Source organism: Streptomyces prunicolor (assembly GCF_045162825.1).
In the GTDB taxonomy this organism is placed as follows: domain Bacteria; phylum Actinomycetota; class Actinomycetes; order Streptomycetales; family Streptomycetaceae; genus Streptomyces; species Streptomyces prunicolor.
The window spans coordinates 10,485,872-10,509,050 of the sequence record NZ_CP108676.1; the positions used below are offsets into that span (position 1 = coordinate 10,485,872).

Annotated in this window: 18 protein-coding genes and 2 pseudogenes; 9 read left to right on the top strand and 11 right to left on the bottom strand. The window is 70.1% G+C overall.

The features are described from left to right. Positions 1–3: 3 nt before the first annotated feature. Positions 4–384 (top strand): annotated as a pseudogene (locus tag OG588_RS47405) (ABC transporter permease subunit); the annotation flags it as partial. On the opposite strand, the pseudogene OG588_RS47410 reads toward OG588_RS47405, so the two are convergent. Further along, a pseudogene (locus tag OG588_RS47410) lies at positions 380–856 on the bottom strand (SDR family NAD(P)-dependent oxidoreductase); the annotation flags it as partial. The pseudogenes OG588_RS47405 and OG588_RS47410 sit on opposite strands and share 5 nt — an antisense overlap. Positions 857–885: 29 nt before the next feature. Beyond that, complete coding sequence (locus tag OG588_RS47415) at positions 886–2,064, bottom strand: phytanoyl-CoA dioxygenase family protein (RefSeq protein ID WP_405952721.1); 1,179 nt, start codon at positions 2,062–2,064, stop codon at positions 886–888. Positions 2,065–2,173: 109 nt separating this feature from the next. On the opposite strand from OG588_RS47415, the gene OG588_RS47420 reads away from it, so the two are divergent. Then, complete coding sequence (locus OG588_RS47420) at positions 2,174–3,220, top strand: LacI family DNA-binding transcriptional regulator (protein WP_398843090.1); 1,047 nt, start codon at positions 2,174–2,176, stop codon at positions 3,218–3,220. A gap of 28 nt (positions 3,221–3,248) precedes the next feature. Here the strand turns inward: OG588_RS47420 and OG588_RS47425 are convergent, their stop codons facing one another. The 5 genes from OG588_RS47425 to OG588_RS47445 form a co-directional block, all read right to left on the bottom strand. Beyond that, entirely contained in the window at positions 3,249–3,821 is a 573-nt protein-coding gene (locus tag OG588_RS47425; protein ID WP_405952722.1) for a YbhB/YbcL family Raf kinase inhibitor-like protein, read from the bottom strand. Next, complete coding sequence (locus OG588_RS47430) at positions 3,818–4,393, bottom strand: cysteine hydrolase (protein ID WP_405952723.1); 576 nt, start codon at positions 4,391–4,393, stop codon at positions 3,818–3,820. Before OG588_RS47430 ends, OG588_RS47425 begins: the two co-directional genes overlap by 4 nt. Before the next feature lie 63 nt (positions 4,394–4,456). Continuing rightward, entirely contained in the window at positions 4,457–6,214 is a 1,758-nt protein-coding gene (locus OG588_RS47435) for an MFS transporter (protein WP_405952724.1), read from the bottom strand. 29 nt (positions 6,215–6,243) lie between these two features. Beyond that, the gene (locus OG588_RS47440; RefSeq protein WP_266866769.1) at positions 6,244–6,684 is read right to left on the bottom strand and encodes a MarR family winged helix-turn-helix transcriptional regulator; all 441 of its coding nucleotides are present in this window, start codon (positions 6,682–6,684) and stop codon (positions 6,244–6,246) included. A 75-nt stretch (positions 6,685–6,759) separates the two neighbouring features. After that, the gene (locus tag OG588_RS47445) at positions 6,760–7,137 is read right to left on the bottom strand and encodes a hypothetical protein (protein ID WP_405952725.1); all 378 of its coding nucleotides are present in this window, start codon (positions 7,135–7,137) and stop codon (positions 6,760–6,762) included. A 133-nt stretch (positions 7,138–7,270) separates the two neighbouring features. On the opposite strand from OG588_RS47445, the gene OG588_RS47450 reads away from it, so the two are divergent. The 4 genes from OG588_RS47450 to OG588_RS47465 all read left to right on the top strand — a co-directional run bounded on the left by OG588_RS47450 (position 7,271) and on the right by OG588_RS47465 (position 13,735). After that, positions 7,271–8,467: a histidine kinase gene (locus tag OG588_RS47450; RefSeq protein WP_405952726.1), complete on the top strand. Its 1,197-nt coding sequence runs from the start codon at positions 7,271–7,273 to the stop codon at positions 8,465–8,467. A gap of 50 nt (positions 8,468–8,517) precedes the next feature. Further along, a complete protein-coding gene (locus OG588_RS47455; RefSeq protein WP_405953397.1) occupies positions 8,518–9,099 on the top strand; it encodes a LuxR C-terminal-related transcriptional regulator in 582 nt (193 codons plus the stop codon). Positions 9,100–9,367: 268 nt separating this feature from the next. After that, positions 9,368–10,594, top strand: a complete 1,227-nt coding sequence (locus OG588_RS47460; RefSeq protein ID WP_405952727.1) for an MFS transporter — start codon at positions 9,368–9,370, stop codon at positions 10,592–10,594. A 9-nt stretch (positions 10,595–10,603) separates the two neighbouring features. Next, positions 10,604–13,735: an ATP-binding protein gene (locus tag OG588_RS47465; protein WP_405952728.1), complete on the top strand. Its 3,132-nt coding sequence runs from the start codon at positions 10,604–10,606 to the stop codon at positions 13,733–13,735. Here OG588_RS47465 and OG588_RS47470 read toward each other — a convergent pair. The 3 genes from OG588_RS47470 to OG588_RS47480 all read right to left on the bottom strand — a co-directional run bounded on the left by OG588_RS47470 (position 13,716) and on the right by OG588_RS47480 (position 16,449). After that, positions 13,716–14,507, bottom strand: coding sequence for an ABC transporter permease (locus OG588_RS47470; protein WP_366097608.1), 792 nt, complete (start codon positions 14,505–14,507; stop codon positions 13,716–13,718). The genes OG588_RS47465 and OG588_RS47470 overlap by 20 nt on opposite strands. Next, positions 14,504–15,508: an ATP-binding cassette domain-containing protein gene (locus tag OG588_RS47475; protein ID WP_405952729.1), complete on the bottom strand. Its 1,005-nt coding sequence runs from the start codon at positions 15,506–15,508 to the stop codon at positions 14,504–14,506. The genes OG588_RS47470 and OG588_RS47475 overlap by 4 nt, the downstream gene beginning before the upstream one ends. Positions 15,509–15,603: 95 nt before the next feature. Beyond that, positions 15,604–16,449, bottom strand: coding sequence for a helix-turn-helix transcriptional regulator (locus OG588_RS47480; protein WP_405952730.1), 846 nt, complete (start codon positions 16,447–16,449; stop codon positions 15,604–15,606). A 196-nt stretch (positions 16,450–16,645) separates the two neighbouring features. On the opposite strand from OG588_RS47480, the gene OG588_RS47485 reads away from it, so the two are divergent. The 3 genes from OG588_RS47485 (at position 16,646) to OG588_RS47495 (ending at position 19,081) form a co-directional block, all read left to right on the top strand. Continuing rightward, positions 16,646–17,743: an alpha/beta hydrolase family esterase gene (locus OG588_RS47485; RefSeq protein WP_405952731.1), complete on the top strand. Its 1,098-nt coding sequence runs from the start codon at positions 16,646–16,648 to the stop codon at positions 17,741–17,743. A 112-nt stretch (positions 17,744–17,855) separates the two neighbouring features. Then, positions 17,856–18,302 (top strand): SRPBCC family protein, encoded by a 447-nt coding sequence (locus tag OG588_RS47490; RefSeq protein ID WP_405952732.1) that lies wholly within the window; start codon positions 17,856–17,858, stop codon positions 18,300–18,302. Between the two features lie 35 nt (positions 18,303–18,337). Continuing rightward, positions 18,338–19,081 carry an MBL fold metallo-hydrolase gene (locus OG588_RS47495; protein WP_405952733.1) on the top strand — a complete coding sequence of 248 codons (744 nt, stop codon included), beginning with the start codon at positions 18,338–18,340 and terminating at the stop codon, positions 19,079–19,081. Here OG588_RS47495 and OG588_RS47500 read toward each other — a convergent pair. After that, on the bottom strand, positions 19,065–23,138 hold the full coding sequence (locus OG588_RS47500) for a discoidin domain-containing protein (protein WP_405952734.1): 4,074 nt from the start codon (positions 23,136–23,138) through the stop codon (positions 19,065–19,067). The genes OG588_RS47495 and OG588_RS47500 overlap by 17 nt on opposite strands. Positions 23,139–23,179 lie beyond the last annotated feature (41 nt).

Genomic DNA, 23,179 nt, shown 5'->3' on the forward strand with positions numbered 1-23,179 from the left:
CCCATGACCCAGCTCACGGCACCGGCGACGGACTCCCCGTCGCCGGCTCCGCCGGTCCCGCAGACCGACGGGCGGACCGCTGAACGGCCCCTGGCGCTACGGCTGTTGGCCCGCCCCGAGGTGGGTTTCTTCCTCGGTGCCGCTGCGGTGTACGTGTTCTTCCTGGTCGCTGCTCCGCCGGTGCGGGACGGCGCCTCGATGGCGAACATTCTCTACGGTTCGTCGACGATCGGGATCATGGCGTTGCCGGTGGCGCTGTTGATGATCGGTGGGGAGTTCGACCTCTCCGCCGGTGTCGCGGTGATCACCTCGGCGCTGACGGCGAGCATGGTCAGCTATCAGCTGACCATGAAGGTGTGGGTCGGTGTGGTCGTCGCGCTGCTGGGCCCGCCTTGGCCGCAGAGTACGGGGCGAGGTGAGAGGGCCCGCCGTGGGCGCAGTTGGAGCCGATGTTGACGATCGTCCCGGGCGCTGAGCGGGAGGTCATGTCGGCCACGGCCGCCTGCATGGCGAAGAACGGCGCCTTCAGGTTGATCGCCATGTGCTGGTCGAACAGCTCCGGTGTGGTGTCCAGCAGCGAGCCGCGTGACGTCAGCCCCGCCGCGTTGACGAGGCAGTCGACGCGCCCGTGGGCCTCGACGGTCTGTACGACGCTGTCGCCTGCCTGTGCCGGATCGGAGAGGTCCGCCCGCACGAAGCACGCACCCGTGTCCGCGGCGAGCTTCTCGCCCACCTCCGGGCGACGGCCGGTGAAGACGACGGTCGCGCCTTCACCTACGGCCGCCCGTACGACACCGGCGCCGACGCCCTGGCTGCCTCCGTTGACGAGGACAACTCTGTCCTCAAGCAGTCCCATGAGTGTGATGTGTCCTTTTCGGCTTCGGTTCAGCTCTGGCGGCGCTTGGCGGCGGCCTGCAGTTCGTGGCGCAGCCGCTCCGTGTCCCACTCCTCCGTTACGGCCTGGTGGAGGGTGTCCGCCTGCGAGGGCGGGGCGAGACCCTCGACCGGCGGGTCGAGGTCGAGGTTGGTGGGGAAGGGGTAGCCCTCGGCGGTGGCGGCGATCACATGGCGCAGCCAGTCCTCGGAGACGCCCTCGGCCTTGCGGCTCAGCAGTACCGGGAACAGGGCGTTCGACATCGCCTCGCGGTCCACCGTTTCCATCGCCCGGCCGAAGGCGGAGGAGATCTGCAGCAGATTGGCCATGCGCTTGATGTCGGCCGAGCGGTTGTGGCCGGCGGCGTGGAAGAGCGCCGGGTTGAAGAAGACCGCGTCGCCCTTCTCCAGCGGCAGCTGCACGTGGTGCGTCTCGAAGTACTCGACGAACTGCGGGAGCCGCCACGCGAGATAGCCGGGCTCGAACTTCTGAGAGTGCGGCAGATAGAGCGTCGGGCCGGACTCGACGGGCATGTCGACGTGGGCCACCGCGCCCTGCAGGGTCAGCACCGGCGAGAGCCGGTGGACGTGCGCCGGATAGGCCGCCGCCTGCTCCTGGGAGAGGAAACCGAGGTGGTAGTCACGGTGCACGCTCTGCGCCGCGCCGCCCGGGTTGACCACGTTGAGCTGCGAGGTGACCTGGTAGGCGGGGCCGAGCCAGGCCTCCGAGATCAGCTCCAGGATGTCGTTGGCGTAGTAGTCGGCGAACGCCTCGGGCGCCCGTACGGCGATCTTGTCCAGGGCGTTCCACACGCGGTCGTTCGCGCCGGGCTTGGCGAAGTGGTCGCCGCGGGCCGCGCCGCTCGCGCGCTCCTCCTCGATCAGCGCGCGGAAGGCCTCGGACGCCCGGTCCACGACGGCCTCGTCCGGGAAGGCACCCTTGAGGACCACGATGCCGGGCCCGTCGAGCAGCGCCCCCACCAGCTCGCTCTGCACGTCCCGGCGGCCCTCGGCGGTGGCCGTGAGAGCACGGAGCCGGGCGCTGTCGTAGAGCGGGACGTTCTGCTCGATCCGCTCGGCCGAGGGATGGTCGGCGATGTCGGTGCGCTGCTCCACGAGTGAGCGGAACGCGTCGAGATCGCAGTCCGCCTCGGTCAGCCAAGTCCGCGTCCTTGCGGTGATGGGAGACATCCGGGTCCCTTTCGCTGTCAGTGCGTTTCTGCCAGTCTTGATAAAATAAACCCATCATTCAATGCCTCTCGCAACATCAAAAGTGCATCATCGGTCTGGGGGATCACTCATGCGTCACCGGTACCCGATCAGGGAAATCGCCCGTCAGGCCGGGCTGTCCACGGCCACTGTCGACCGTGTCCTCAACCAGCGGGGCAATGTCACGGAGAGCACCATCAGGGAGGTCCAGGAAGCCATCAACGACCTGGACCGCCAGCAGAGCCAGATCCGGCTCGGCGGCCGCACCTTCATGATCGACATCGTGATGCAGACGCCGGAGCGGTTCTCCACCGCCGTACGGGACGCACTCGAAGCCGAACTGCCCTCCCTGCATCCCGCCCTCGTGCGCTCACGCTTCCACTTCCGCGAGACCTGCCCGCCCGCCGAACTGACCGGAACACTGGACGGGATCGCGAGGCGCGGTTCGCAGGGTGTGATCCTCAAGGCCCCCGACGAGCCGGAGATCGCCGCCGCCGTCGGGCGGCTGATCAGGGCCGGTATCCCCGTCGTCACCCTGGTGACCGACCTGCCCCACAGCGCACGCCTTGCCTACGTCGGCATCGACAACCGCGCGGCCGGCGCCACCGCCGCCTACCTCCTCGGACAGTGGCTGGGCAAGCGGCCCGGCAACGTGCTCACCACCATCAGCCGGGGCTCCTTCCGGGGCGAGGAGGAACGCGAGATGGGCTTCCGCAGCGCGATGCGCCTCGCCGACCCCAGGCGGTCCCTGGTGGAGGTCACCGACAGCGACGGCCTGGACGCCACCCAGCACGAACTGGTCCTGGAGGCGCTGAAACGGGACGAGGACCTCATCGCCGTCTACTCCGCGGGCGGCGGCAACCTCGCCACCCTCGACGCCTTCGACGCGCTCGGCCGGGAGTGCGCCGTGTTCATCGCCCACGACCTCGACCACGACAACACCCGCCTGCTGCGCGAGCGCCGCCTGTCCGCGGTCCTCCACCACGACCTGCGCCAGGACATGCGCCGCGCCTGCCAGATCGTCATGCGCGCCCACAAGGCCCTCCCCGACGACGGCCCGACACTGCCCTCGGTGATCCAGGTGGTCACCCCGTTCAACATGCCGCCGGGGGCACCGTCCGTACCGGTCGTCGACTGAACCGGTCGCACACCGAGGGGAGTTGGGGTCAGCGTTCGTAGACCCCGGTCAGTCGGCCCCGGCCGAGGACGGGTGCGGTGACCGTGGGCAGGAGGGCGCGGGGGCGTGCCCGGTCCACCGGCGTCGTGCCGGAGGCGCCGTCCACGACGGCCGAGAGGGCGAACAGCTCGAAGACGTAGCGGTGCGGGCCGTGGCCCTTGATGGGTGCGGGACCGTGGTAGCCCCGTCCGATCGTGGAGCGGAGTATCCGCACCCCGGGACCGGGCTGCCGTGCGGACAGGGCGCCGGGCTCCAGGTGCCCGGTCGCCGGGTCGATCAGGGCGAGGCAGTGCACGGCGGGCCTGGGTATGGGGACGTCAATGTCTTCTACGACCAGGAGGAGTTGCGCGGTTCCGGGCGGGAGCGGGGTCCAGGCCAGGTGCGGGGACAGGTCGTCGCCGCCGATCTGTTTCGCGCAGTGCTTCAGCGGCATGGTGTCGCCGTCGCCGAAGTCCCGGCTGGTGAGCGTCAGTTGCTCGGGGCCCTGGAAGTTGGGCAGGTTCCACGCCGTGTGGGTCTCGCCTGCTCTGCGGTTGTGGAGGAGTCGGCCCAGCAGGGTCATCGGGTCGCCTCCACCATGTCGATGACCTCGGCGGTGGTCGCGGTCTCGCCCAGCTTGGGGAAGACGCGCTCGACGCTGTGGCGATGGGCCTCGGGGTCCGGATCGCCCATGGCGTCGGTGACCAGGACGACGTGATAGCCGTGGTCGGAGGCCGAGCGCGCCGTCGACTCGACGCCCGAACTGGTCGCGACACCCGAGAGTACGACCTGCGTGACGCCCAAGTCCCGCAGGAGCGTGTCGAGTCCGGTGTCGTGGAACGCGCTGCGCCGACGCTTGGTGATCAGATGGTCGGTCGGCTGTACGTCGAGTTCGTCGATGAGGTCGGCCCAACCGGCGGGCGGGGCCGCGCTGTTGACGGACCGTCCGGTGTCGGTACGTCCCGGAGCGCGGCCGGTGACGTTGACCAGGATCACGGGAAGTCCGCGTCGCCGGAACTCGGTGGCCAGGTGGGTCGACCGCTTGACGGCGTCGGCGATGGCGGTGGTCGGATCGTCGGTGCGGGCCGAGACGATGCCCTTCTGCAGGTCGATCACGACGAGGGCGGACGCGGGGTCGATCGTTGTCAGTGGCATGGGGGTTGCTCGCTTCTCCGGTGTCGGCCGGTTTGCTGAGGGTGGGGAAGGGGTGCCGCCGGGCTACCTGTCCGGTCGGGCGAGCGTGTCGCCGGTGGCGGCCTTGTGCGGTCCCGGTGTCCTGGCCGTGGGACCGGTGCCCGCGCCGCGCAGCAGGGAGGCGATCGCGGCGAGGAAGGCGAGGGTGGCGCCGAAGGCGAACACGATGACCAGGCCGGAGTGGAAGGGCCCGGAGATCAGGCTCGGGAAGAACTCGCTGCCGGTCAGGGTGTGTTGCTGCGCCGCCGTCAGATGGGTCAGGACGCCGCTGGGCTGGAGCAGATGCTGGATCGGGTTGACGCCCAACTGCGCGGCGAACAGGGACGAGACCGGCGGCAGGCCGCCGACCTGGGCGGCCAAGTGGGCCGGAACTCCCTGCTGTTGCAGTCCGGCGGTGAGCGTGTGCGGGAGGCTCCTGGCCAGCCCGGCGATCATCAGGGAGAAGAACACCCCGATGGAGACGGCGGTACCGGAGTTCTGGAAGGTGGCGCGCATACCGGAGGCGACACCGCGCAACCGGGCGGGCACACTGCCCATGATCGAGGAGGAGTTGGGGGAGGCGAACATCCCGCTGGCGATCCCGTTGAGCGCGATCAGCACCGCGAAGATCCAGTAACTGAAGTCGATCGGCAGGCACATCAGGCCCAGGAAGGTCGCGCCGAACAGTGCCGCGCCGCCGGTGGCCAGCCCCCGGGAACCGAGCCGGTCCGACAGATACCCGGAGACCGGTCCCGCCGCGAGGAAGCCCGCGGTCAGCGGCAGCATGAAGATGCCGGCCCACAGCGGGGTGTCGCCGTAGTCGTAGCCGTGCAGCGGGAGCCAGATGCCCTGCAGCCAGATGATCAGCACGAACTGCATCCCGCCCCGGCCGATCGAGATGGCCAGGCCCGCCAAGTTGCCGAAGGTGAAGGCCCGTTGACGGAAGAGGCTCAGCTGGATCATCGGCGCCGAGGTGCGGTTCTCGATCACGACGAAGGCCGCCAGGAGGAGCAGGCCGCCGGCGATCAGCACGTCGACGAGCGGGTTGGTCCAGCCCATGGTGTGGCCGCCGTAGGGCTGGAGGCCGAAGGTGATCGCGATCAGGGTGGCGCTGAGGCCCACGGCGAAGGTGATGTTGCCCCACCAGTCGATGCGGCCGCCGTCGTGCTTCGCGGTCTCGCGCAGGGTGCGGTACGCCCACACGGTGAAGAACACACCGATGGGCACGTTCACCCAGAACACCGCCCGCCAGTCCCAGGCCGACAGCAGTCCGCCGGCGACCAGACCGATGAACATCCCGCCCAGGGCGGCGACTTGGTTGATGCCCAGGGCGAAGCCGCGCTGCTCCTCGGGGAAGGCGTCGGTCAGGATCGCCGCCGAGTTCGCGGTCAGCATCGAGCCGCCGACGGCCTGCAACACCCGCCAGCCGATCAGCCACATCGCTCCATGGCCGCCGTCGAAGGGGTCGAAGGACAGCAGGACCGAGGCGAAGGTGAAGACGGCGAACCCGGAGTTGTAGATCCGGACCCGGCCGTACATGTCGCCGAGCCGCCCCACCGTGACCACCAACACGGCCTGGACCAGCCGGTATCCCATGATCATCCACAGCAGATACGCGATGTTGCCCGGTGCGAGCGGGTCCAGGTGGATGCCCCGGAAGATCGTCGGCAGGGCGATCAGCACGATGGAGCCGTCCAGCGCGGACATGAAGACCGCGGCGGTCGTGTTCGTCAGCGCCGTCCACTTGTACCGGTCGTCGACGGTCGGGTGGCGCGGGGCGCGCGTCTTGGAAGGGTCTGTCATCGGTCAGCTTCCTCGTGGCTCCGTCGTCGTCAGATGTTCTGGGCCAGCCGCTCCAACAGCGGTGCGGCAGCGGCGAGTTGCTCCAGCTCCGTCGGGGTGAACGCGCCGCTGGTCAGGGCCCGCGCGAGGAGTTCGGCCCGCGCGTTGCGCTTGTTCCGCAGCGCCTGCCGGCCCGCGTCCGTCACCGTCAGCACCGCGCGCCGGCCGTCGTCGGGATCCGGCCGACGTTCGACCAGCCCACGGGTCCGCAGCGCGTTGAGCGTCGCCCCCATGGCCTGCGCGGTGATCTGCGCCTCCCGGGCCAGCGCCGAGGAGGTCGTGGGGCCCGTCCGGTCCAACTGAGCAAGGGCGGTCCTCTCGGGCATCGTGAGCCCGCCCTCGACCGGCTGCTGGCGGGCCCGTCGCACCAGCACGCCGATGCTCGCCAGCAGGGCCGAGGCGACCGCGTTCGGGTCCAGATCGTCGTTCATATGCTAAGGCTAGTTTATAAAGCTGCCTTAGTAAATGGCGGCCGAGCTTCCGGCCGCGAATCGGAGCCTCCCGAGCTACGGCAGTCGCGGAGGCAGCGCGCGCAGGGCGTGCCATGCCACCGCCGTGCACAGCGCGGCGAGCGGCAGTTCGAGGCAGACGGCCATCAGCAGCGCCGCGAGGACCGCTCCGGGGCCGGCGGTCAGTACGTCGAACCACGCGTCGACCGTCAGGAGGACGGCGGTGGCCGGGGCCACGGCGACCCGCCGCCGGTCGCGGCGGGCCAGTAACAGGCCCGTACCGACAAGGCCCATCGCCTCCATCGTGTCCAGGCCGACCCACGCCACGGGGCAGGCGCCGGCCACTCGCGCCAGCACGAAGATCCACGGAATCAGTGCCACTCCGGCGGCGGTGAGCACCCGGGCGGACCAGTTCCAGCACGTTGTCGTCGTCATGAGGACAAGGCTTCTCGGAATGAACTCCCAGGTCAGTAACGTGGATTTCCGACCTGGGGGTGGTGCTGGCTACAGCATGAAGCGGGCACCATCTGCATGGTCCGGCGATCCACCCGCGTTCTACGGTGTGCGTATGCCCCTTCTCACCGCGCTGCGCGGCGTGTTCGCACGCGTGGGCCGCGCGACGGTCTTCAACCTCGCCGGCGTACCGCTGCAGTTGCTTCCGCTCCTGCTGCTCGTGGAACCGTGGCTGATCTTCGCCACCGGCGCACTGACCGCCGTCCAGCGCCGCAGGTTCGCCTCGCTCGCGGGTGTCGACATACCGCTGCTCCCCGTCGCGCAGCGCAGGCCCACACTCCGTGGAGCGATGAACTGGCTCCGGTCCGGCGGGACTTGGCGACAGCTCGCCTATCACCTGCTGCTGGGGCCAGTGGTGTCGTGCGGGACGGTCGTCACCGTCGTGCTGTGGAGCTGGGGCGTGTTCGCGGGAACCGCCCTCGTGTGGATGTGGGGTGTGCCCCTTGGACAGCGGCTGAAGTTCCTGGAGACCTCCACGGAGGCCGTCTGGATCAACACGTCCGGTATCGCTGCCCTGTTGCTCGCCGGGTGGCTCACTCTCGTCCTCGTCCGCCTCGACACCCGTGCCGCCCTGGCGCTGCTGGGCCCCAGCCGGACCGAACAGCTCACGCGACGGGTTGAGGACCTCACCGAGAGCCGGGCCGGAACGGTGGACGCGGCCGACGCCGAACGCAGGCGCATAGAACGGGACTTGCACGACGGGGCACAACAACGCCTGGTCTCCCTCGCCGTGAACCTCGGTATCGCCAGGGCCACGCTCACCGACCTCCCCGACGAGGCCAGACAGGTCATCGACCAGGCCCACCGGGAGGCCAAGGAAGCGATCGACGAGCTGAACAACCTGGTGCGAGGCCTGCATCCGGCCGTGCTGGACGACCGGGGACTGGACGCGGCCCTGTCCGGCATCGCCGCGCGCGGCCCGTTGCCGGTGCGGCTGCGCGTCGACGTACCCCGGCGGCTCGCCCCGACCGTCGAGGCGGTCGCCTACTTCACCGTCTCCGAGGCGCTGGCCAACATCACCAAGCACGCCCCCGAGGCCTCCCGGGCGGACGTCACCGTGGAGATCCGCGAGGGTAGGCTCCGGGTCACCGTCGCGGACGACGGTCCCGGCGGCGCCGACCCCACCCACGGCTCCGGCCTGGCCGGACTCGCCCGCCGGGCGGCCTCCGTGGACGGCGCGTTCACGATCAACAGCCCCGTCGGAGGCCCGACCGTCATCACCGTGGAGTTGCCGTGCGCCGTCTCGCCGTGATCGCCGAGGACTCGGTCCTGCTCAGGATCGGCCTGGTCAAGGTGGTGGAGATGGCGGGCTACGACGTCGCCGCCGAAGCCGGTGACGCCGACGCCCTGCTGGCCGCAGTCGCCCAACACCGCCCCGCCATCGCCGTCGTGGACGTCCGCATGCCGCCCGCCCAGTCCGACGAGGGAGTGCGCGCGGCCCTGGTCATCCGCCGCGAGTGGCCGACGACCGCGGTCCTGTTGCTCTCCCAGTACGTCGAAGAGCGGTACGCCGCCGACCTGTTGACGACGAACTCCGGCGGCGTCGGCTATCTGCTCAAGCAACGCGTCGCCGACGTCGAGGACTTCATCGACGCCGTCCGTCGCGTAGAGGCGGGCGGTACCGTCCTGGACCCCGAGGTCGTGGCCCAACTCCTGCTGCGCCGCGCCAGCGACCCCCTGGACCGGCTGACTCCCCGCGAGCGCGAGGTACTGACCCTGATGGCCGAGGGCCGCTCCAACTCCGGCATCGCCCGACAACTGGTCGTCAGCGACAGCGCGGTGGCCAAGCACATCAACAGCATCTTCACCAAGCTCGACCTGCCGTCGGTCGACAGCGACCACCGCCGCGTGCTGGCGGTACTGCGGTTCCTGAGCGCCGGCTGAACGATGTGCTCAGCGGAGGGCAGTAATTGGCTTTCGCGTGAGGCCCCCAAGAGCTACTGTCCCAACCGCCACTGACCGCCCAGAAGTTGGAGCCCAGAGATGCCCGGTCGTCCGGGCGCGCGTTGACGGCATAGGCCGAGATCGGCCCGTCATCGCGTGCCGCCCTTGATGTTGCTGCGGCACAGCGAGCCTTACCCCACCCGGATCGATGGCGCCCCTTTCGTGCGCCGGGTCACGGGTCTCGTTGTCGGCAACTCAAAGGGTTCCTGTGCCGTCCACTTCGAACAATGACTTCCGCTGGCTCTGGCTGGGGCAGACGGTCTCCCAACTCGGCGAACAGTCAAGCCTGGTGGTCCTACCGCTCTTCGCTGTGCTGACGCTCGACGTCGGTGCCGGACAGTTGGGTGTCCTGCGTGCGGTCGAGCAGGCGCCGATCCTGCTGCTCTCGCTCCTCGTCGGCGCCTGGGTGGACAGGTGGCGGACGCGCACGGTGATGGTGGTGGCCGACGTCGGCCGAACCCTGGTGCTGGGCGCCGCCGCCGTAGCCGGATCGCTCAACTGGCTCGGTCTGCCCGCACTGTTCGTGCTGGTCTTCGTCGCCGGGGTCCTGTCCGTGTTCTTCGACGTGGCCTATCAGTCCTCCCTCGTACGGCTGGTGACATCCGATCAGTTGGTGCGGGGCAACAGTGTGTTGGAGGGCAGCCGGTCCGCCGCTCAGATCGGTGGGCCCGCTCTCGGCGGCGCGTTGGTGACCCTGCTGTCGGCGCCGGTCGCTGTCGCCTCCAGCGCGTTGTTGTTCGCCCTGTCGTTCCTGTCGGTCCGACGGATCCGCCGTACCGAGTCCGTCCCGGAGCACTCGGAACGTTCCCCTCGCGTATGGCGGCAGGTCCATGAGGGTCTGCGTTTCGTCGCCGGCGATTCCTCGCTGCGGGCCGTGTGCTTCGCCGCGGCCGCCTTCCAGTTCTTCTTCGCTGCCACGATGACCGTCTATCTGCTCTTCCTCCCCCGGGAACTGCACCTCTCGGGCACCGCCGTGGGCCTGGCGCTCGCGGCGACCGGTCCGGGCGCGCTCGTCGGCGCGCTGCTCGCCGCCCGGCTGCCGGGCCGGTTCGGATACGGCCGGGTGATCGTGCTGACGGCGGCACTCGGCGACGGCGTGTTCGCGTGTGCGCCCGCGCTGCACGGTTCGTCCGCGACGACGATGACCGTACTCCTCGCGGTCAACTTCGTGTTCGGGATCGCCGGGCAGCTGGTGAGCGTCACGGTCATGGCCGTCCGGCAGGCCGTGACTCCGCACGGGTTGCAGGGGCGGGTGGCCGCGACGATCACCTTCGCCGGCATGGGGCTTGCGCCGCTGGGCTCGCTGTTCGGCGGGTTCCTCGGGCAGGAGTGGGGGCTGCGGACCGGCTTGCTGGTCATGGCCGTTGGCATGTTGCTGTCCCCGGCGCTGATGGCGCTGTCCCCACTCGCGCGCCTGGGGCGGGACCTTGGTTAACCTGCACGGGTGACCATCGACCTGACCCTGCTGCCGCGTGTCGCCCATCGAAGACAGGAGGTCACCGCGCCCCGTCTCCGCGGTCTTCTCGCGTTGCTCGCGGGCGACCTGCGCACCGGCTGCAGCACCGAGCGGCTGGTGGAAGGGCTGTGGCCGGACGAGTTGCCGGAACGGCCGGGGAAGGCGCTCCAGGTCCTCGTGTCCAGGGCCCGGGCCCAGCTCGGCGCTGACCTCATCGTCAGCACGCCGACCGGATACCGGCTCGCCCTCGCCGAGGACCAGGTCGACAGCTCAGCCCTGCTGCTGCACGCCGCCGCGAGCGCGGACCGGGCCAGGGCCGGGGACCACGGGGGATCGCTGGCCGCGGCCAAGGCCGGACTCGCGCTGTGGGAAGGCACCCCCGACCAGGGCGGCGACACCGACGACCCCGTGGCCGCACTGCGCGCCGAACGTGCCCCCGTCCACGACACACTCGTCCGCGCACAGGCGCTCGCGCTCGCCCGCCTCGGACGGCACGCGGAGGCCGCCGGACCGCTCGCCGCGGCAGCCGTGGCGCATCCGCGCGACGAGGAGGTGCTCGGTGAGTTGCTGCGCGGCGAGGCGGCGACGGCCGGCCCGTCCGCCGCGCTGACCCGGTACGAGGCGTACCGCCGGGAGCTGCGCGACGAACTCGGCACCGACCCGGGCGCCGGACTCAAGGCCGTACAGCAGGAGTTGCTGCGTGGTGAGGCCCCGGTGGCCAGGCACGGTGTGCCGCACGAGCCGAATCCGCTGCTCGGCCGCGACGAGGACATCGCGGCGGTCGAAGGGCTGCTCCGCTCCTCGCGCGCCGTCACCGTCGTAGGACCCGGCGGCCTCGGCAAGACCAGGCTCGCGCACGCCGTCAGCCGCCGGGCCGAACAGCGCGTCGTGTACTTCGTGCCGCTCGCCGGTGTCACCCAGGACGCGGACGTCGCCGCGGAGGTCTCCTCCGCACTCGGCGCCGGTGCCCTGAGCGGGTCTGCCTCGGGCGACCCGGTCACCGTCATGCTCGGCGTGCTCGGCTCCGGGCCCGCGCTGCTGGTCCTCGACAACTGTGAGCAGGTCGTCCGGGGCGCCGCCGACCTCGTACAGGCACTCGTCTCGTCGTCCAAGGACCTGCGGGTGCTCGCCACCAGCCGGTCTCCGCTCGGTCTCACCTCCGAGGCGGTGTACGCGCTGCCCGAACTCGGCCTCGGTGTCTCGGTCGAGTTGTTCACGCAGCGGGCCCGGGCCGCCCGGAGCGGGGTGGAGCTGCCGCCGGACGCGGTGGCCGAGCTGTGCCGGCACCTCGACGGGCTGCCGCTCGCCGTGGAGTTGGCGGCGGCACGGGTACGCGTCCTGTCGGTCCCGGACATCGCCCGCCGCCTCGGCGACCGCTTCGCGCTGCTGCGCGGCGGGGCACGGGACGTGCCGGAACGTCACCGCACCCTGCACGCGGTCGTCGAGTGGAGCTGGAACCTGCTCGCCGAGGACGCCAGAGCGGCGCTGCGCACGCTGTCCGTCTTCCCCGGCGGCTTCTCCGGCGAGGCGGCCGAACAGGTGCTGGGCGACGACGCGTTGGTCCTGCTGGAGCAGTTGGCCGACCAGTCGCTGCTCACCGTCGCCGACACCCCGGCCGGTGTGCGGTTCCGGATGCTGGAGACCGTACGGGAGTTCAGCGCGGCCCGGCGTACCGAGGCGGGCGAGGACGAGGCGGCCGTAGACCAATTCCTCGTCTGGGCGCGGGACTTCGGGGTCGCGCATCACGACTGGTTCTTCGGGTCGGAGCCTCGGTCCGCCTGGGAGCGGATCAGGGGTGAGCAGGACAATCTGGTGCTGGCCCTGCGGTATGCCCTGGCCCGTACGGACTGTCCCACCATCGCCGCCCTCACCGCCGTGCTCGCCGCCCTGTGGTCCACCGGTTCCAGCTACCCCCGCCTCACCGCGCTCGCCGCGGACACCGGCCCGCCGTTGTCGCACTACTACCCCGAGCCCGAGTACGTCGAAGTCGCCCGCGCCGCCGCGGTGTTGTGCACGGCGAGCCTGTTCATGGGCTACGGTCCGCAGGTCATACGCCAGCTCGTCACCCTGCGACGGCTGCCCGCGGCTCCGCCGGACACCCTGCTGCGCGCCATCTCGGCCGTGCTGAGCGCGGTCCCCGAGATGCTGCCCCCGGACTACGAAGTGCTGCGGGAGCTCTGCGCCAGCGAGCAGCCGCTGCTGGCCGGCATCGCCGAGTGCGTCGCCACCTATGTCTGGGAGTACGAGCACGACATCGACCGCTCGCTCGCCTCGGCCCGTCGGAGCATCGAGGCACTGGCGCCGGTCGATCACCCCTTCCTCCAGGTCCTGGGGCACGCCCGGCTGAGCGAGCTGTGCCTGCAGACGGAGCAGGGCGAGGCCGCGTACGCACATCTCAGGGCGGCGCTCGCGGCACTGCCGCGCCTCGGCGACGAGCACGACTCCATCGGCGTCCGCTGGGGCCTCGTCCTCGCCTGCCTCCAGCGCGGTCAACCCGACGAGGCCGAGTACTGGCTGCGGCAGGCGGAGGACCACAACCCCGCGCAGAAGGACGACGTCTACAGTCCCGACTTCGGCGGCCGTGCCGAGATCGCGCTCGCCCGTGGGCTGACGGAGGTCGGGCTCGGCCTGTGGCGGCGCAACGTGGAGGCGATCCCCGAGGCCGGCTCGACGCAGAACGACGACCCCTTCTTCGACCGGTGGCTGCTCCAGGTCCAGTCGGCTGCGGTGACGGCGCACGCGCACGCCGGCCGGCTCGAACTCGTCGCGGACGTGGTCGACCGGCTGCGGCAGCGGATGCGGACCCTGCTCGCAGGACCGGTCCGATCGCCCATGGAACTCCCCGTGTTCGGGACGGGGTTGCACGCCCTCGGCATGGCGGGGCTGGTCTCCGGCGACGCCTCCGCCGCACGGCTGATCGCGCTGGCCGAACGGCTGCGGGTGCTGCGCGATTTCCAGCCGACCATGTCGGCGGACCGTGCCCGGCGGGCGGTCGGGGACGCCGGGAACGCTGCCGGGGCGGCGTACGCCGACGCGGTGTCGGAGTACGCCGCCCTGGAGCGCGACGAGTTGCGGGAGGCGGCCCGCGCTGCCATGACGGCTACTTCAGGCCGCGGTTGAACTGTGACGTCGACCAGCGGTAGCCGAGCACGGTCAGGCCGACACACCAGGCGAGCGCGATCCACCAGTTGTTGCCGATCTCGGTGCCGAGCAGCAGGCCGCGCAGGGTCTCGATGGTCGGGGTGAAGGGCTGGTACTCGGCGATCGGCCGGAACCAGCCCGGCATCGTGTCGGCCGGGGTGAAGGCGCTGGAGATGAGCGGGAGGAGGATCAGCGGTGTCGCCATGTTGCTGGCGGCCTCCGGGTTGGGGCTGGCCATGCCCATTCCGACCGCGATCCAGGTGAGTGCCAGGGCGAACAGCACGAGCAGTCCGATGGCCGCCAGCCACTCCAGGACCGTGGCGTCCGTGGACCGGAAACCGATGGCCACGGCGACGGCACCGACGAGCACCAGGCTGGCGAGCACCTGCAGCACACTGCCGACGACGTGCCCGATGAGTACGGAGCCGCGGTAGACCGCCATCGTGCGGAAGCGGGCGATGAGGCCCTCGGTCATGTCCATGGAGACGGAGATCGCGGCTCCGATCACGGTGCTGCCGATGGTCATCACCAGAAGGCCCGGGACGAGATAGGCGATGTAGTCGGAGCGGTCGGCGCCACCGCCACCGATGCCCGCGCTCATCACGTTTCCGAAGACGTAGACGAAGAGCAGCAACAGCATGATCGGCGTGAGCAGCAGGTTGAGGGTCATGGACGGATAGCGCCGTACGTGCAGCAGGTTGCGGCGGAGCATCGTGGACGAGTCGCGGACCGCGAGGGAGAGGGTGCTCATCGGACGTTCTCCTTGGGCTGGTTGGGCACGCTGGTCTGGCTGGTCTGGCTGGGCTGGTGGGCGACCTTGGCGCCGCCGGTCAGGGCGAAGAACACGTCGTCGAGGTCGGGGGTGTGCACGGTCAGCTCGTCCGCCTCGATGTCGGCGGCGTCCAACCAGTCGAGGATGGACCGCAGTTCGCGCTGGCTGCCCCCGCTGGGGATCTGCAGCGAGAGCGTCTCGTCGAACCGGGTGACCTCGCGCAGGGCCGCGGCGGCGGAGCGGTAGGTGTCCGGGTCGGTGAAGCGGAGCCGTACGTGCCCGCCGGGGACGAGTCGCTTCAACTCCTCGGCGCTGCCCTCGGCGACGAGCTTGCCGTCGTTCAACACCGCGATGTGGTCGGCGAGTTCATCGGCCTCGTCGAGATACTGGGTGGTGAGGAAGACGGTCGTACCGCCCGAGACCAACTCCCGGATGATTCCCCACATGTTGTGACGGCTGCGGGGGTCGAGGCCGGTCGTCGGTTCGTCGAGGAAGATGATCCGCGGGTCGCCGACCAGGGTCATGGCGAGGTCGAGGCGGCGCTTCATACCGCCGGAGTAGGTGGAGGCGGGCTTCTTCGCGGCCTCGGTGAGGTCGAAGCGCTCCAGCAGCTCGGCGGCGACCCGGCGCCCCTCCTGCCTGGACAGGTGGTGCAGGTCCGCCATCAGGAGCATGTTCTCCTCGCCGGTGATCAGCCCGTCGACGGCGGAGAACTGCCCGGTGACACCGATCGCCGCCCGCACGGCGTGCGCGTCGGTGGCCAGGTCGTGACCGCCGACCCGCAGCTCGCCGGCGTCGGAGGTCACGAGGGTGGAGAGAATCTTGACGGCGGTGGTCTTGCCGGCGCCGTTCGGACCGAGCAGGGAGAAGACGGTGCCGGTCGGCACGGCCAGGTCGATGCCGTCGAGGACCGTCTTGTCCCCGTAGGCCTTGCACAGCCCGCTGGCTGAGATCGCGAGTTCATGGGTCGTTGTCGTCATGCCGCAGAGCTTGCGGCAGGGCGCATTCAGCTCGGTTTCACGGTGGTTTCAGTGCCCTGGAACCGGGCGGTGCCGCAGGTCGCACGGCAGGTGGATCAGGTCGCGACGTCCATGCGTTGCGTACCGATGACCTTGAGCAGCTGCAAGGTCCGGTAGGCACGGGAGTTGGGTTCGGCGGTGAAGATGATCAGCTGCTGGTCCTGGCCGGGCACGGTCAGGACGTCGAAGTCCAGGTCGATCGGCCCGACTTGGGGGTGCTGGATCTCCTGGTGGTTGTGGTGCTCGATGCGCAGCTCGTGCGAGTTCCACAGCCGGGCGAAGTCCTCGCTCCCGGCGAGCAACTCGTCGACGAGGGCGCGGAGTTCGGCGTTGTCCGGGTAGCGGGCGGTGGCGACACGCAGATAGCTGACGGCGGCGGTCACGAACCGGTGGGGCTCGGTCATGCCGTAGGCGTGGTGCCCGGGGTGCAGGAAATAGCGCCGGATGACGTTGCGGTCCGAGCCGGTCAGGGTGGAGAAGTCCTCGAACAGGGCTGCCGCCAGCGGATTCCAGGCCAGTACCCGGCAGGTGTTGTCGAGCACGAGGGCGCCGGCGTCGGTGAGGCGCGCCAGCAGGTTCAGGGTGCCGGGGTCCACGTCACGGGAGGGCCCCTGGGCATGCTCGGGCGCCGTCTCTCCGGCGAGGCGGAAGAGGTGGGTGCGTTCCTGGTCGGACAGGCGCAGCGCGCGGGCGATACCGGTCAGCACGGCGCGCGAGGGATGCCGTCCCCGGGCCTGCTCCAGGCGGCTGTAGTGGTCCACGGAGATGTGCGCGAGCTGCGCGACCTCCTCGCGGCGCAGCCCGGGGGTACGACGCCTGGGCCCGTGCGGCAGACCGACGTCCTCGGGCCGTACGCGTTCCCGCTTGCCGCGCAAGAACTCCGCGAGCGCCTGCTTGTCCATGGTCACCACGGTACGGCGGGGCGCACCGGCCAGCCACGGACTCTCGGTCCCTGGATACCGCCCGGGCCGCGACCGCAGGGTGAAAGCGCAGGCAGAACGTCCCGGAGTACCGGACGTACGGGGAACGACGTGAGGACAAGGCCATGCGGGTACGGCGGGTATGCACGACAACCACGAATGACCAGGGGGCACACCGATGAGTGCCTCGGTGACGGCACTGGCCGCGATCGGTGCGGTGGTGCCGGCAGGTGCCGCCGCGTACGGGTATTTCCTGCACAGCGCCAAGCCCGCCGAGCCGCGGCTGAGCGCCCCGGTGACGGTCGACACGATCACCGTGGCCGACCGGACACGCTCGTACCGCGCCTTCGTGCCCGCGGATCTGCCGCCCGGCGCGCCCCTGTTGTTCGTCCTGCACGGCTCACAGCAGGACGGGAAGACCATTCGTGCGGTCACCGGATACGGCTTCGACAAGCTGGCCGAACGCCACAAGTTCGTGGTGATCTATCCGGACGGCTACAAGCGCGGCTGGAACGACGGCCGCACCGCCGCCGTCACCCCCGCCCGCAAGGAGGACGTCGACGACGAGGGCCTGATCGCCGCGCTCGTCGAACGGTTCCGGCAAAGGCACGGCATCGACCCCGCCCGGGTGTTCGTCACCGGCTTCTCCAACGGCGGGCAGCTGGCCTTCCGGCTCGCCGCCCGGACGCCGGAGCTGCTCGCGGGCATCGCGGTGATCGGGGCGGGCCTGCCCACACCGGACCAGTGGGCCGTCACGGAGCCGAAGTCCCCGTTGCCCGTGCTGCTCATCGCCGGCACGCGCGACCCGATCATGCCGTACGAGGGCGGCGAGGCGAGCATCTTCGGTTTCCAGAAGCGCGGCACCGTACTGTCCGCCGAGGCGACCGCCCGTGCCTTCGCCGAGGTCAACGGCATCACCCGGCCCCCGACCAGCTGGCCACCCACCGGATCGCCCCTCGACGGATCGGACGCCCCGTCGGTGATCGAGACCCGCTACACCGAGCCCGGCAAGCCCCCCGTCGTGGCGTTCACGGTCACCGGCGGCGGGCACACGATCCCCAATCCCGACTACCGCTTCCCCCGGCTCATGGGCAGGACCGACGACAGCCTCGGCCCCGCCGATCTCGACGTCCTGGCCGTCCAACTCACCGCCGCCCTGGACGGCCCTCTCCTGCTCTACCTGTCGACGACCGACCTCACCGAAGCCGCCCGTCGGATCGAGGAACGGGTCGGACAGGGCTGGCAGGACCTCGTGCACCGCGTCTGCCGACCTTGACGGAGCTGTAGTGCGCATGAGGAGCACGGGTGGACCCGCGCCGATAGGCTGAGGACGCTCGGCACAACGGCGCGCACCCAGCCGGAACTCCAACCGCAGCACAGGAGGAATCGTGGCCGGTCAGTTTGAGGCGACAGCCGAGGTCAACCGCTCTGTCGAGGAAGTCTTCGCCTTCCTTTCCGACGGCACGAACGACCCCAAGTTCAGCCCGAGGGTCCAGGAGATCACCAAGACTCCGGAGGGGCCGACGGCAGTGGGCACGATCTTCACGAGCACGGTCAAGGACGCCGGCATGAAGACGGGCCGGAAGTTCCGGATCACCGAATTCGAGGCCCCCAACCGAATCCGCTGGACGGAGACGTCGAAGAACGTGGTGACGGCGGACGAGGGTGGCTACGATCTCGAAGCCACCGGCCTGGGCACGACCAAGGTGAGGATCTTCAACGTCCTCGAAGGCCACGGCATCGGAAAGCTGCTGGTGGGTTTCGCGCTGGGCGCGGCACGCAAGGACGCGCCCGCGTTCGGGCAGCGGATCAAGGCGGCGGTGGAGGCGTCCTGAGACGCTGCTCCCCGGTGCGGTCAGGGAGAGAGAGTATGCGGATCACCGTACTGGGGGGCTGTGGTGCGTGGCCGTCGGCCGGTCTGGCGTGCAGTGGTTTCCTGGTGGAGCACGAGGGATTTCGGCTCGTCATCGACCTCGGATACGCCGCCCTTCCCCGACTGCTGGAGCACACGCCCGCGCACGGCGTCGACGCGGTGCTGATCAGTCATGGACACCCCGACCACTGCGCCGACCTGAACCCGCTGCTGCGGGCCAGGGCGCTGGACGACGACCCGCCGTCCGCGCTACCGGTCTTCGCCCCGCCCCGGGCTCTCGACGCGGTCCTCGCACTGGACCGGCCGGGAATGCTGGACGCCTCCTACCTGCTGCACGAGTTCACACCGGGCGCGGAGTTCGAGATCGGTCCGTTCGCGGTAGCCACCCGGTTGTTGCCGCACTGGGTGCCCAACGCGGGCATGCGGCTGACAGCCGGCGGGCGGCGGCTGGTGTACACCGGCGACACCGGGCCGTGCCCCGACATCACGGACCTGGCGCGGGACGCCGATGTACTCATTGCCGAGGCCACCTACGCCGAGGAAGTGCCCGAGCACTCCTCGGAGTACCTTTCCAGCGCGCGGCAGGCCGGCCAGTACGCCGCTCAAGCGCATGTGGGTCGTCTCGTACTCACCCATCTGTGGCCCGGATCGGACCCGCACGACTTCGTGGACGCCGCCCGCCGGGCCTACGACGGCGACATCACGGTCGCGGACAGCGGTCTCGTCATCGACCTCCGCTGAAGGCCGTCGAGGGGCGGCTGTTGTACGCCTCCACCTCCAGGAGCGGATGACCTGAGGGCAGGGCGCGGCTCGGCCAGGACAGGGTGACGGTCTGGGACTCGTCGGGCAGCAGCCACAGGTAGTTGTGGCTGTACAGCGTCGGCAGTACGCGCCGGCCGGTCGCACCGTTCTTCAGCGAGAGGCGGACCATCGCGGCGACGACCGGACCGTGATTGCGGACGGTGGCGGTCAGTTCGGTACGGGCTCCGGAACGGGACACGCGCCCGAGCGTCGCGGAGACCTTCGTCCGCGGCGCCTTGCCCAGTGCTCGCATGGCTGCCGGTGTCCGATAGCGCCAGTAGGTGTTGCGCGACAGGACCCGGCCGTCGCCGCCGGTCAGCGTCAGGCGCAGGAGATGCAGGTCCGGCAGGTCGTCGGTCCAGGCCGCGCTGAACGCCTTCACGGTCGCGGCCGGTGCCACATCCAGCCGGGCGCTCCTGCTCCCGCCGAGCCGACGCCCCGTCAGATCGATCAACTGGGCTGAGACCACGGCGTTCTTCAGGCCCTCACGCGTGTGGTTGACCGCGATGACCCGCCCTTCGGGATCGGCCTGGACGTGCAGGGGTTCGCAGGCCGAACGGGCGCCGTAGTACGTGCCGTTGACGTCGAAGTCGTAGTCGTAGGTCTGCCAGACCGTGCTGTGCCACGCGGGGTGGGACATCCACAGCATCAGACCGCTGGCGTTGTCCCAGAGGTTCGCGTTCCACGCCTCGAACATGGCGCGCGTGTTCTCGTAGTTGACGAACTGGGCCTTGCGGGCGAAGTCGTCCAGGTCCGTGGCCGTTCCAAGGCGCGCTTCTACGGCCGCCTTGTACGTCTGCGGTGCCTGGTTCCCGCGTTCGCTCCAGTCGTGGTAGTACCACGCGCCGCGGATCGGCCACTCGGGCTCGTCACCCGTCATGTTGCGCATGCTGGCGGCGGTCGAGACGACGGGCATACCGATCTCCGTGTGGAAGCCGAAGTCCTTGCTGCCGTAGGTAGTTGGGTCGAAGTACTTCTCCGGTTCCACCCAGCCGTACGGTCCGCCGCCGGTGATGATGCCGCCGGCCGAGTTGTTCTGGTAGAGGATGCCGGGCGCCTGTCCCTCCACGGCCTCGCGCATGCCCTGGTCGATGGCGGCGGGTGGGTTGCCCTCGTTGGCCCCGCACCAGATGACCACGCTGGGGTGGATGCGGTAGCGCAGCACGGTGTCCCGGGCGATCGAGTTGAAGGCGTCGTGGTCCGGCGGGTCCATGCCCCACGCGTTGGGGAAATCGTTCCACACCAGGATGCCGTGCTCGTCGCAGGCCGCGAAGAACTCCTCCCGGTCGGACGTGCCCACCCAGTTGCGGATCATGGTGAAGTTCATGTCGCGGTGCATGCGGACGGCCGCATCCATCCGCTCCGGCGGCATCCGGCGCAGCAACTCGTCCCAGCCCCAGTTGCCGCCCCGGGCGAGGACCCGCACCCCGTTCACGCTGATCTTCAACGGGTCGGGGGTGTTGGACACCGACTTCACATCGGTCCACGTGTCCGCGTCGTCCGACACCTGGATCACGTAGGTCTTCGGGTACGCCGACTCCCAGAGGACGGCGACCCGGTCGAAACGTTGTGCGGCTCCGAGGTCGACCTGGATCCACTGGTGGTCCTCGTACTCCGAGGACCAACGGGTGCTCGTGTCACCGTCGGTGGCGTGCGCGGCCGGGTGGTCCGGATCCTCGGTGGACGCGGTCGTCTTCTGGCGCAGGGCCAGGTCGGTTCCGGGTACGGCGCTGTCGATGACGCCGAGGGACCACAGTGAGTTACCCCAACTGGTGTTGCGCAGCCCGCAGTTGATACGGACGTAACGGGCGGTCCGGGCAGCGAAGTCCTCCACCTGGAGGCTCGCGTTGCCGTTGTTGAACGGCAGCGGAACCGCGCTGTTGTCCACCGACACGGCATCGGTCCAGGTGGCGTTGTCGGCGGAGACCTGCACCAAGTAGCTCTTCGCGTAGGCCTGTTCCCAGGTCAGGTCGACCCCGTCGAGGGACTGCACGGAGCCCAGGTCGACCCGGATCCACTGGTCGTCCGCGTAGGCCGAGGACCAGCGGGTGCCGGGATCGCCGTCGGTCACGTGGCCGGCGGTGTGGTCGTCCCCGTCCGTGCTCGAAGCGTCGGCGTACGCGTGCAGGGCGAGATCGGTGGCGGGCCGAGCGCTGTCGCGTACGGCCAGGGTCCACAGGGAGTAGCCCCAACCGGACGCCCTGGTCAGGCACTTGATGCGCACGTACCGGGCCTGTTGCCGGGCGAAGGACACGGACTGGGTGTACGCGTCACCGGAGTTGGCGAACGGCAGCGGCACCTCGTACTCGTAACCGAACTGGCGGATGCCGAAGCGGGTGGTGCGGCGATCGCTCTCGGCACCGTCGAGTGTGGCGACCAGGGTGAGCTTGTGGAGAGCGGGGTCACCCAACCCGTTGGGCCACCACAATGTCGGGTTGAGTACCCGCAGTTGACCGAAGGCGTCAGGAGTGAACGTGACGTCGACGCTCTCGCCCGCCGGCACGGTGACGACCTTGCTGACCCGGACGTCGTCGAAGGCGGCGGAGATCGTGGTCCGGTGGTCGGTGGTGTCGGCGTTGCGCACCGGGACGACGATCGTCAGCTCGGCGACCGACACCTGAGGCAGGTCCGGCAGCACGGTGTCGACCCGCGGATCGCCGATCACGACATGGCCGGTCGATCTCAGCCGGACGTGGTTCCAGATGCCGGCAGCCCGGTCGCGTACCGCCGGCATCCAGTCCCAGCCCGAAGAGGCCAGGTAGGTGGGGGAGTTGAGGTTCATCTGGTTGGCGCCCGCGTCCACCCAGGACTCGCCCGCCGGGCCCTTGTCGCCGGGGCTGCCGGGTACCGGCATAGGCGTGATCTTCACGGCGAGCGCATTTGCCCCGCCGCCGCCCGTGGCGAGCAGCTCGGTCACGTCATGGGCCGAGCGGGCGAACGGGTAGGTCAGACCGCCCACTTGGTGCCCGTTGAGCCAGATATCGGCCGTGTGGTTGATGCCGTCGAACTCCAGCCAGGTCCGGCGCCCGGTCCCGGTGCGCAGACCGCGCGGCAGCTCGAACTCCCGCCTGTACCACCACGAATGACGTGACAGGGCCTCGGGGATGTGGAGGTTGTTCAGTCCGACCACGGGGTCGGGCAGCTTGCCCTGGTCCACGAGTGAGCCGAGTACCGTGCCGGGGACGGTGGCCGGCAGCCAACTACTGGTGTCCGCGGACGTCTTCGACAACTTCGCGCCGTCGCCGTCGGCCCAGTCGTCCAGTGTCAGTCGCCAGCCCGACTCCACCGGGACCGTGCCGTCCTCGGCCACCGTCAGCTTGGGCGCCGGACCGGAGTGGGTGCCCCAGTCCGTCCAGCCCGTTGCCGACGGCCGGTGGCCCGCGACGGTGCCGTAGACCTCGAAGCCGTTGAGGCCAAGAGGGTTGGGGTTGGAGCGCCGGAGCGAGGTCAGGCGTATCCAGCGGGCGGTGACCGGGCGTGGGGGCTGGATGTTCACCACTCCGCCGGTGCCCGCCGTGGTGCGGTACACGCTGGTCCAGGACGTGTGATCGGTCGACGTCTCGACGACGTACTCGACCGAGTAACTGGACTGGATCTCCTTGCCTGTTGTGCCGTCGGCCGGGTTGCCGGTGGTGGGAGGCGTGAACACCGGGTCGCTCGCGTCGGCCTCGAAGGTGACGCGGATCGACGTGACGGTGCATACGGCCTGCAGATCGATCGCGATCCACTGCGGATCGCCCGCCGCCGCCCGCCATCCGCTGCCGCGCACCCCCGGCGAGGTGAGCCGGTCCACCACGAACGAACCCGGGGTGGGTGCGTAGGCCGTCGAGGAGACGGACACGGGGCGGTGGAGGGCGAGTTCGCCGGGCGTGGCGGGGGAGGAGGGCGCGGCCGACGCGGGCAGGCGGAGACCGAGGCCGAACCCCGCCAGGAGGCTGGAACCCGTGGTGACGACGGAGCGGCGCGACACGTGCGGCGAACCCGATTGAGCTGTCATGAGCGTGATGTCCCATCAAACGTCGGCGGCATTGACAACGT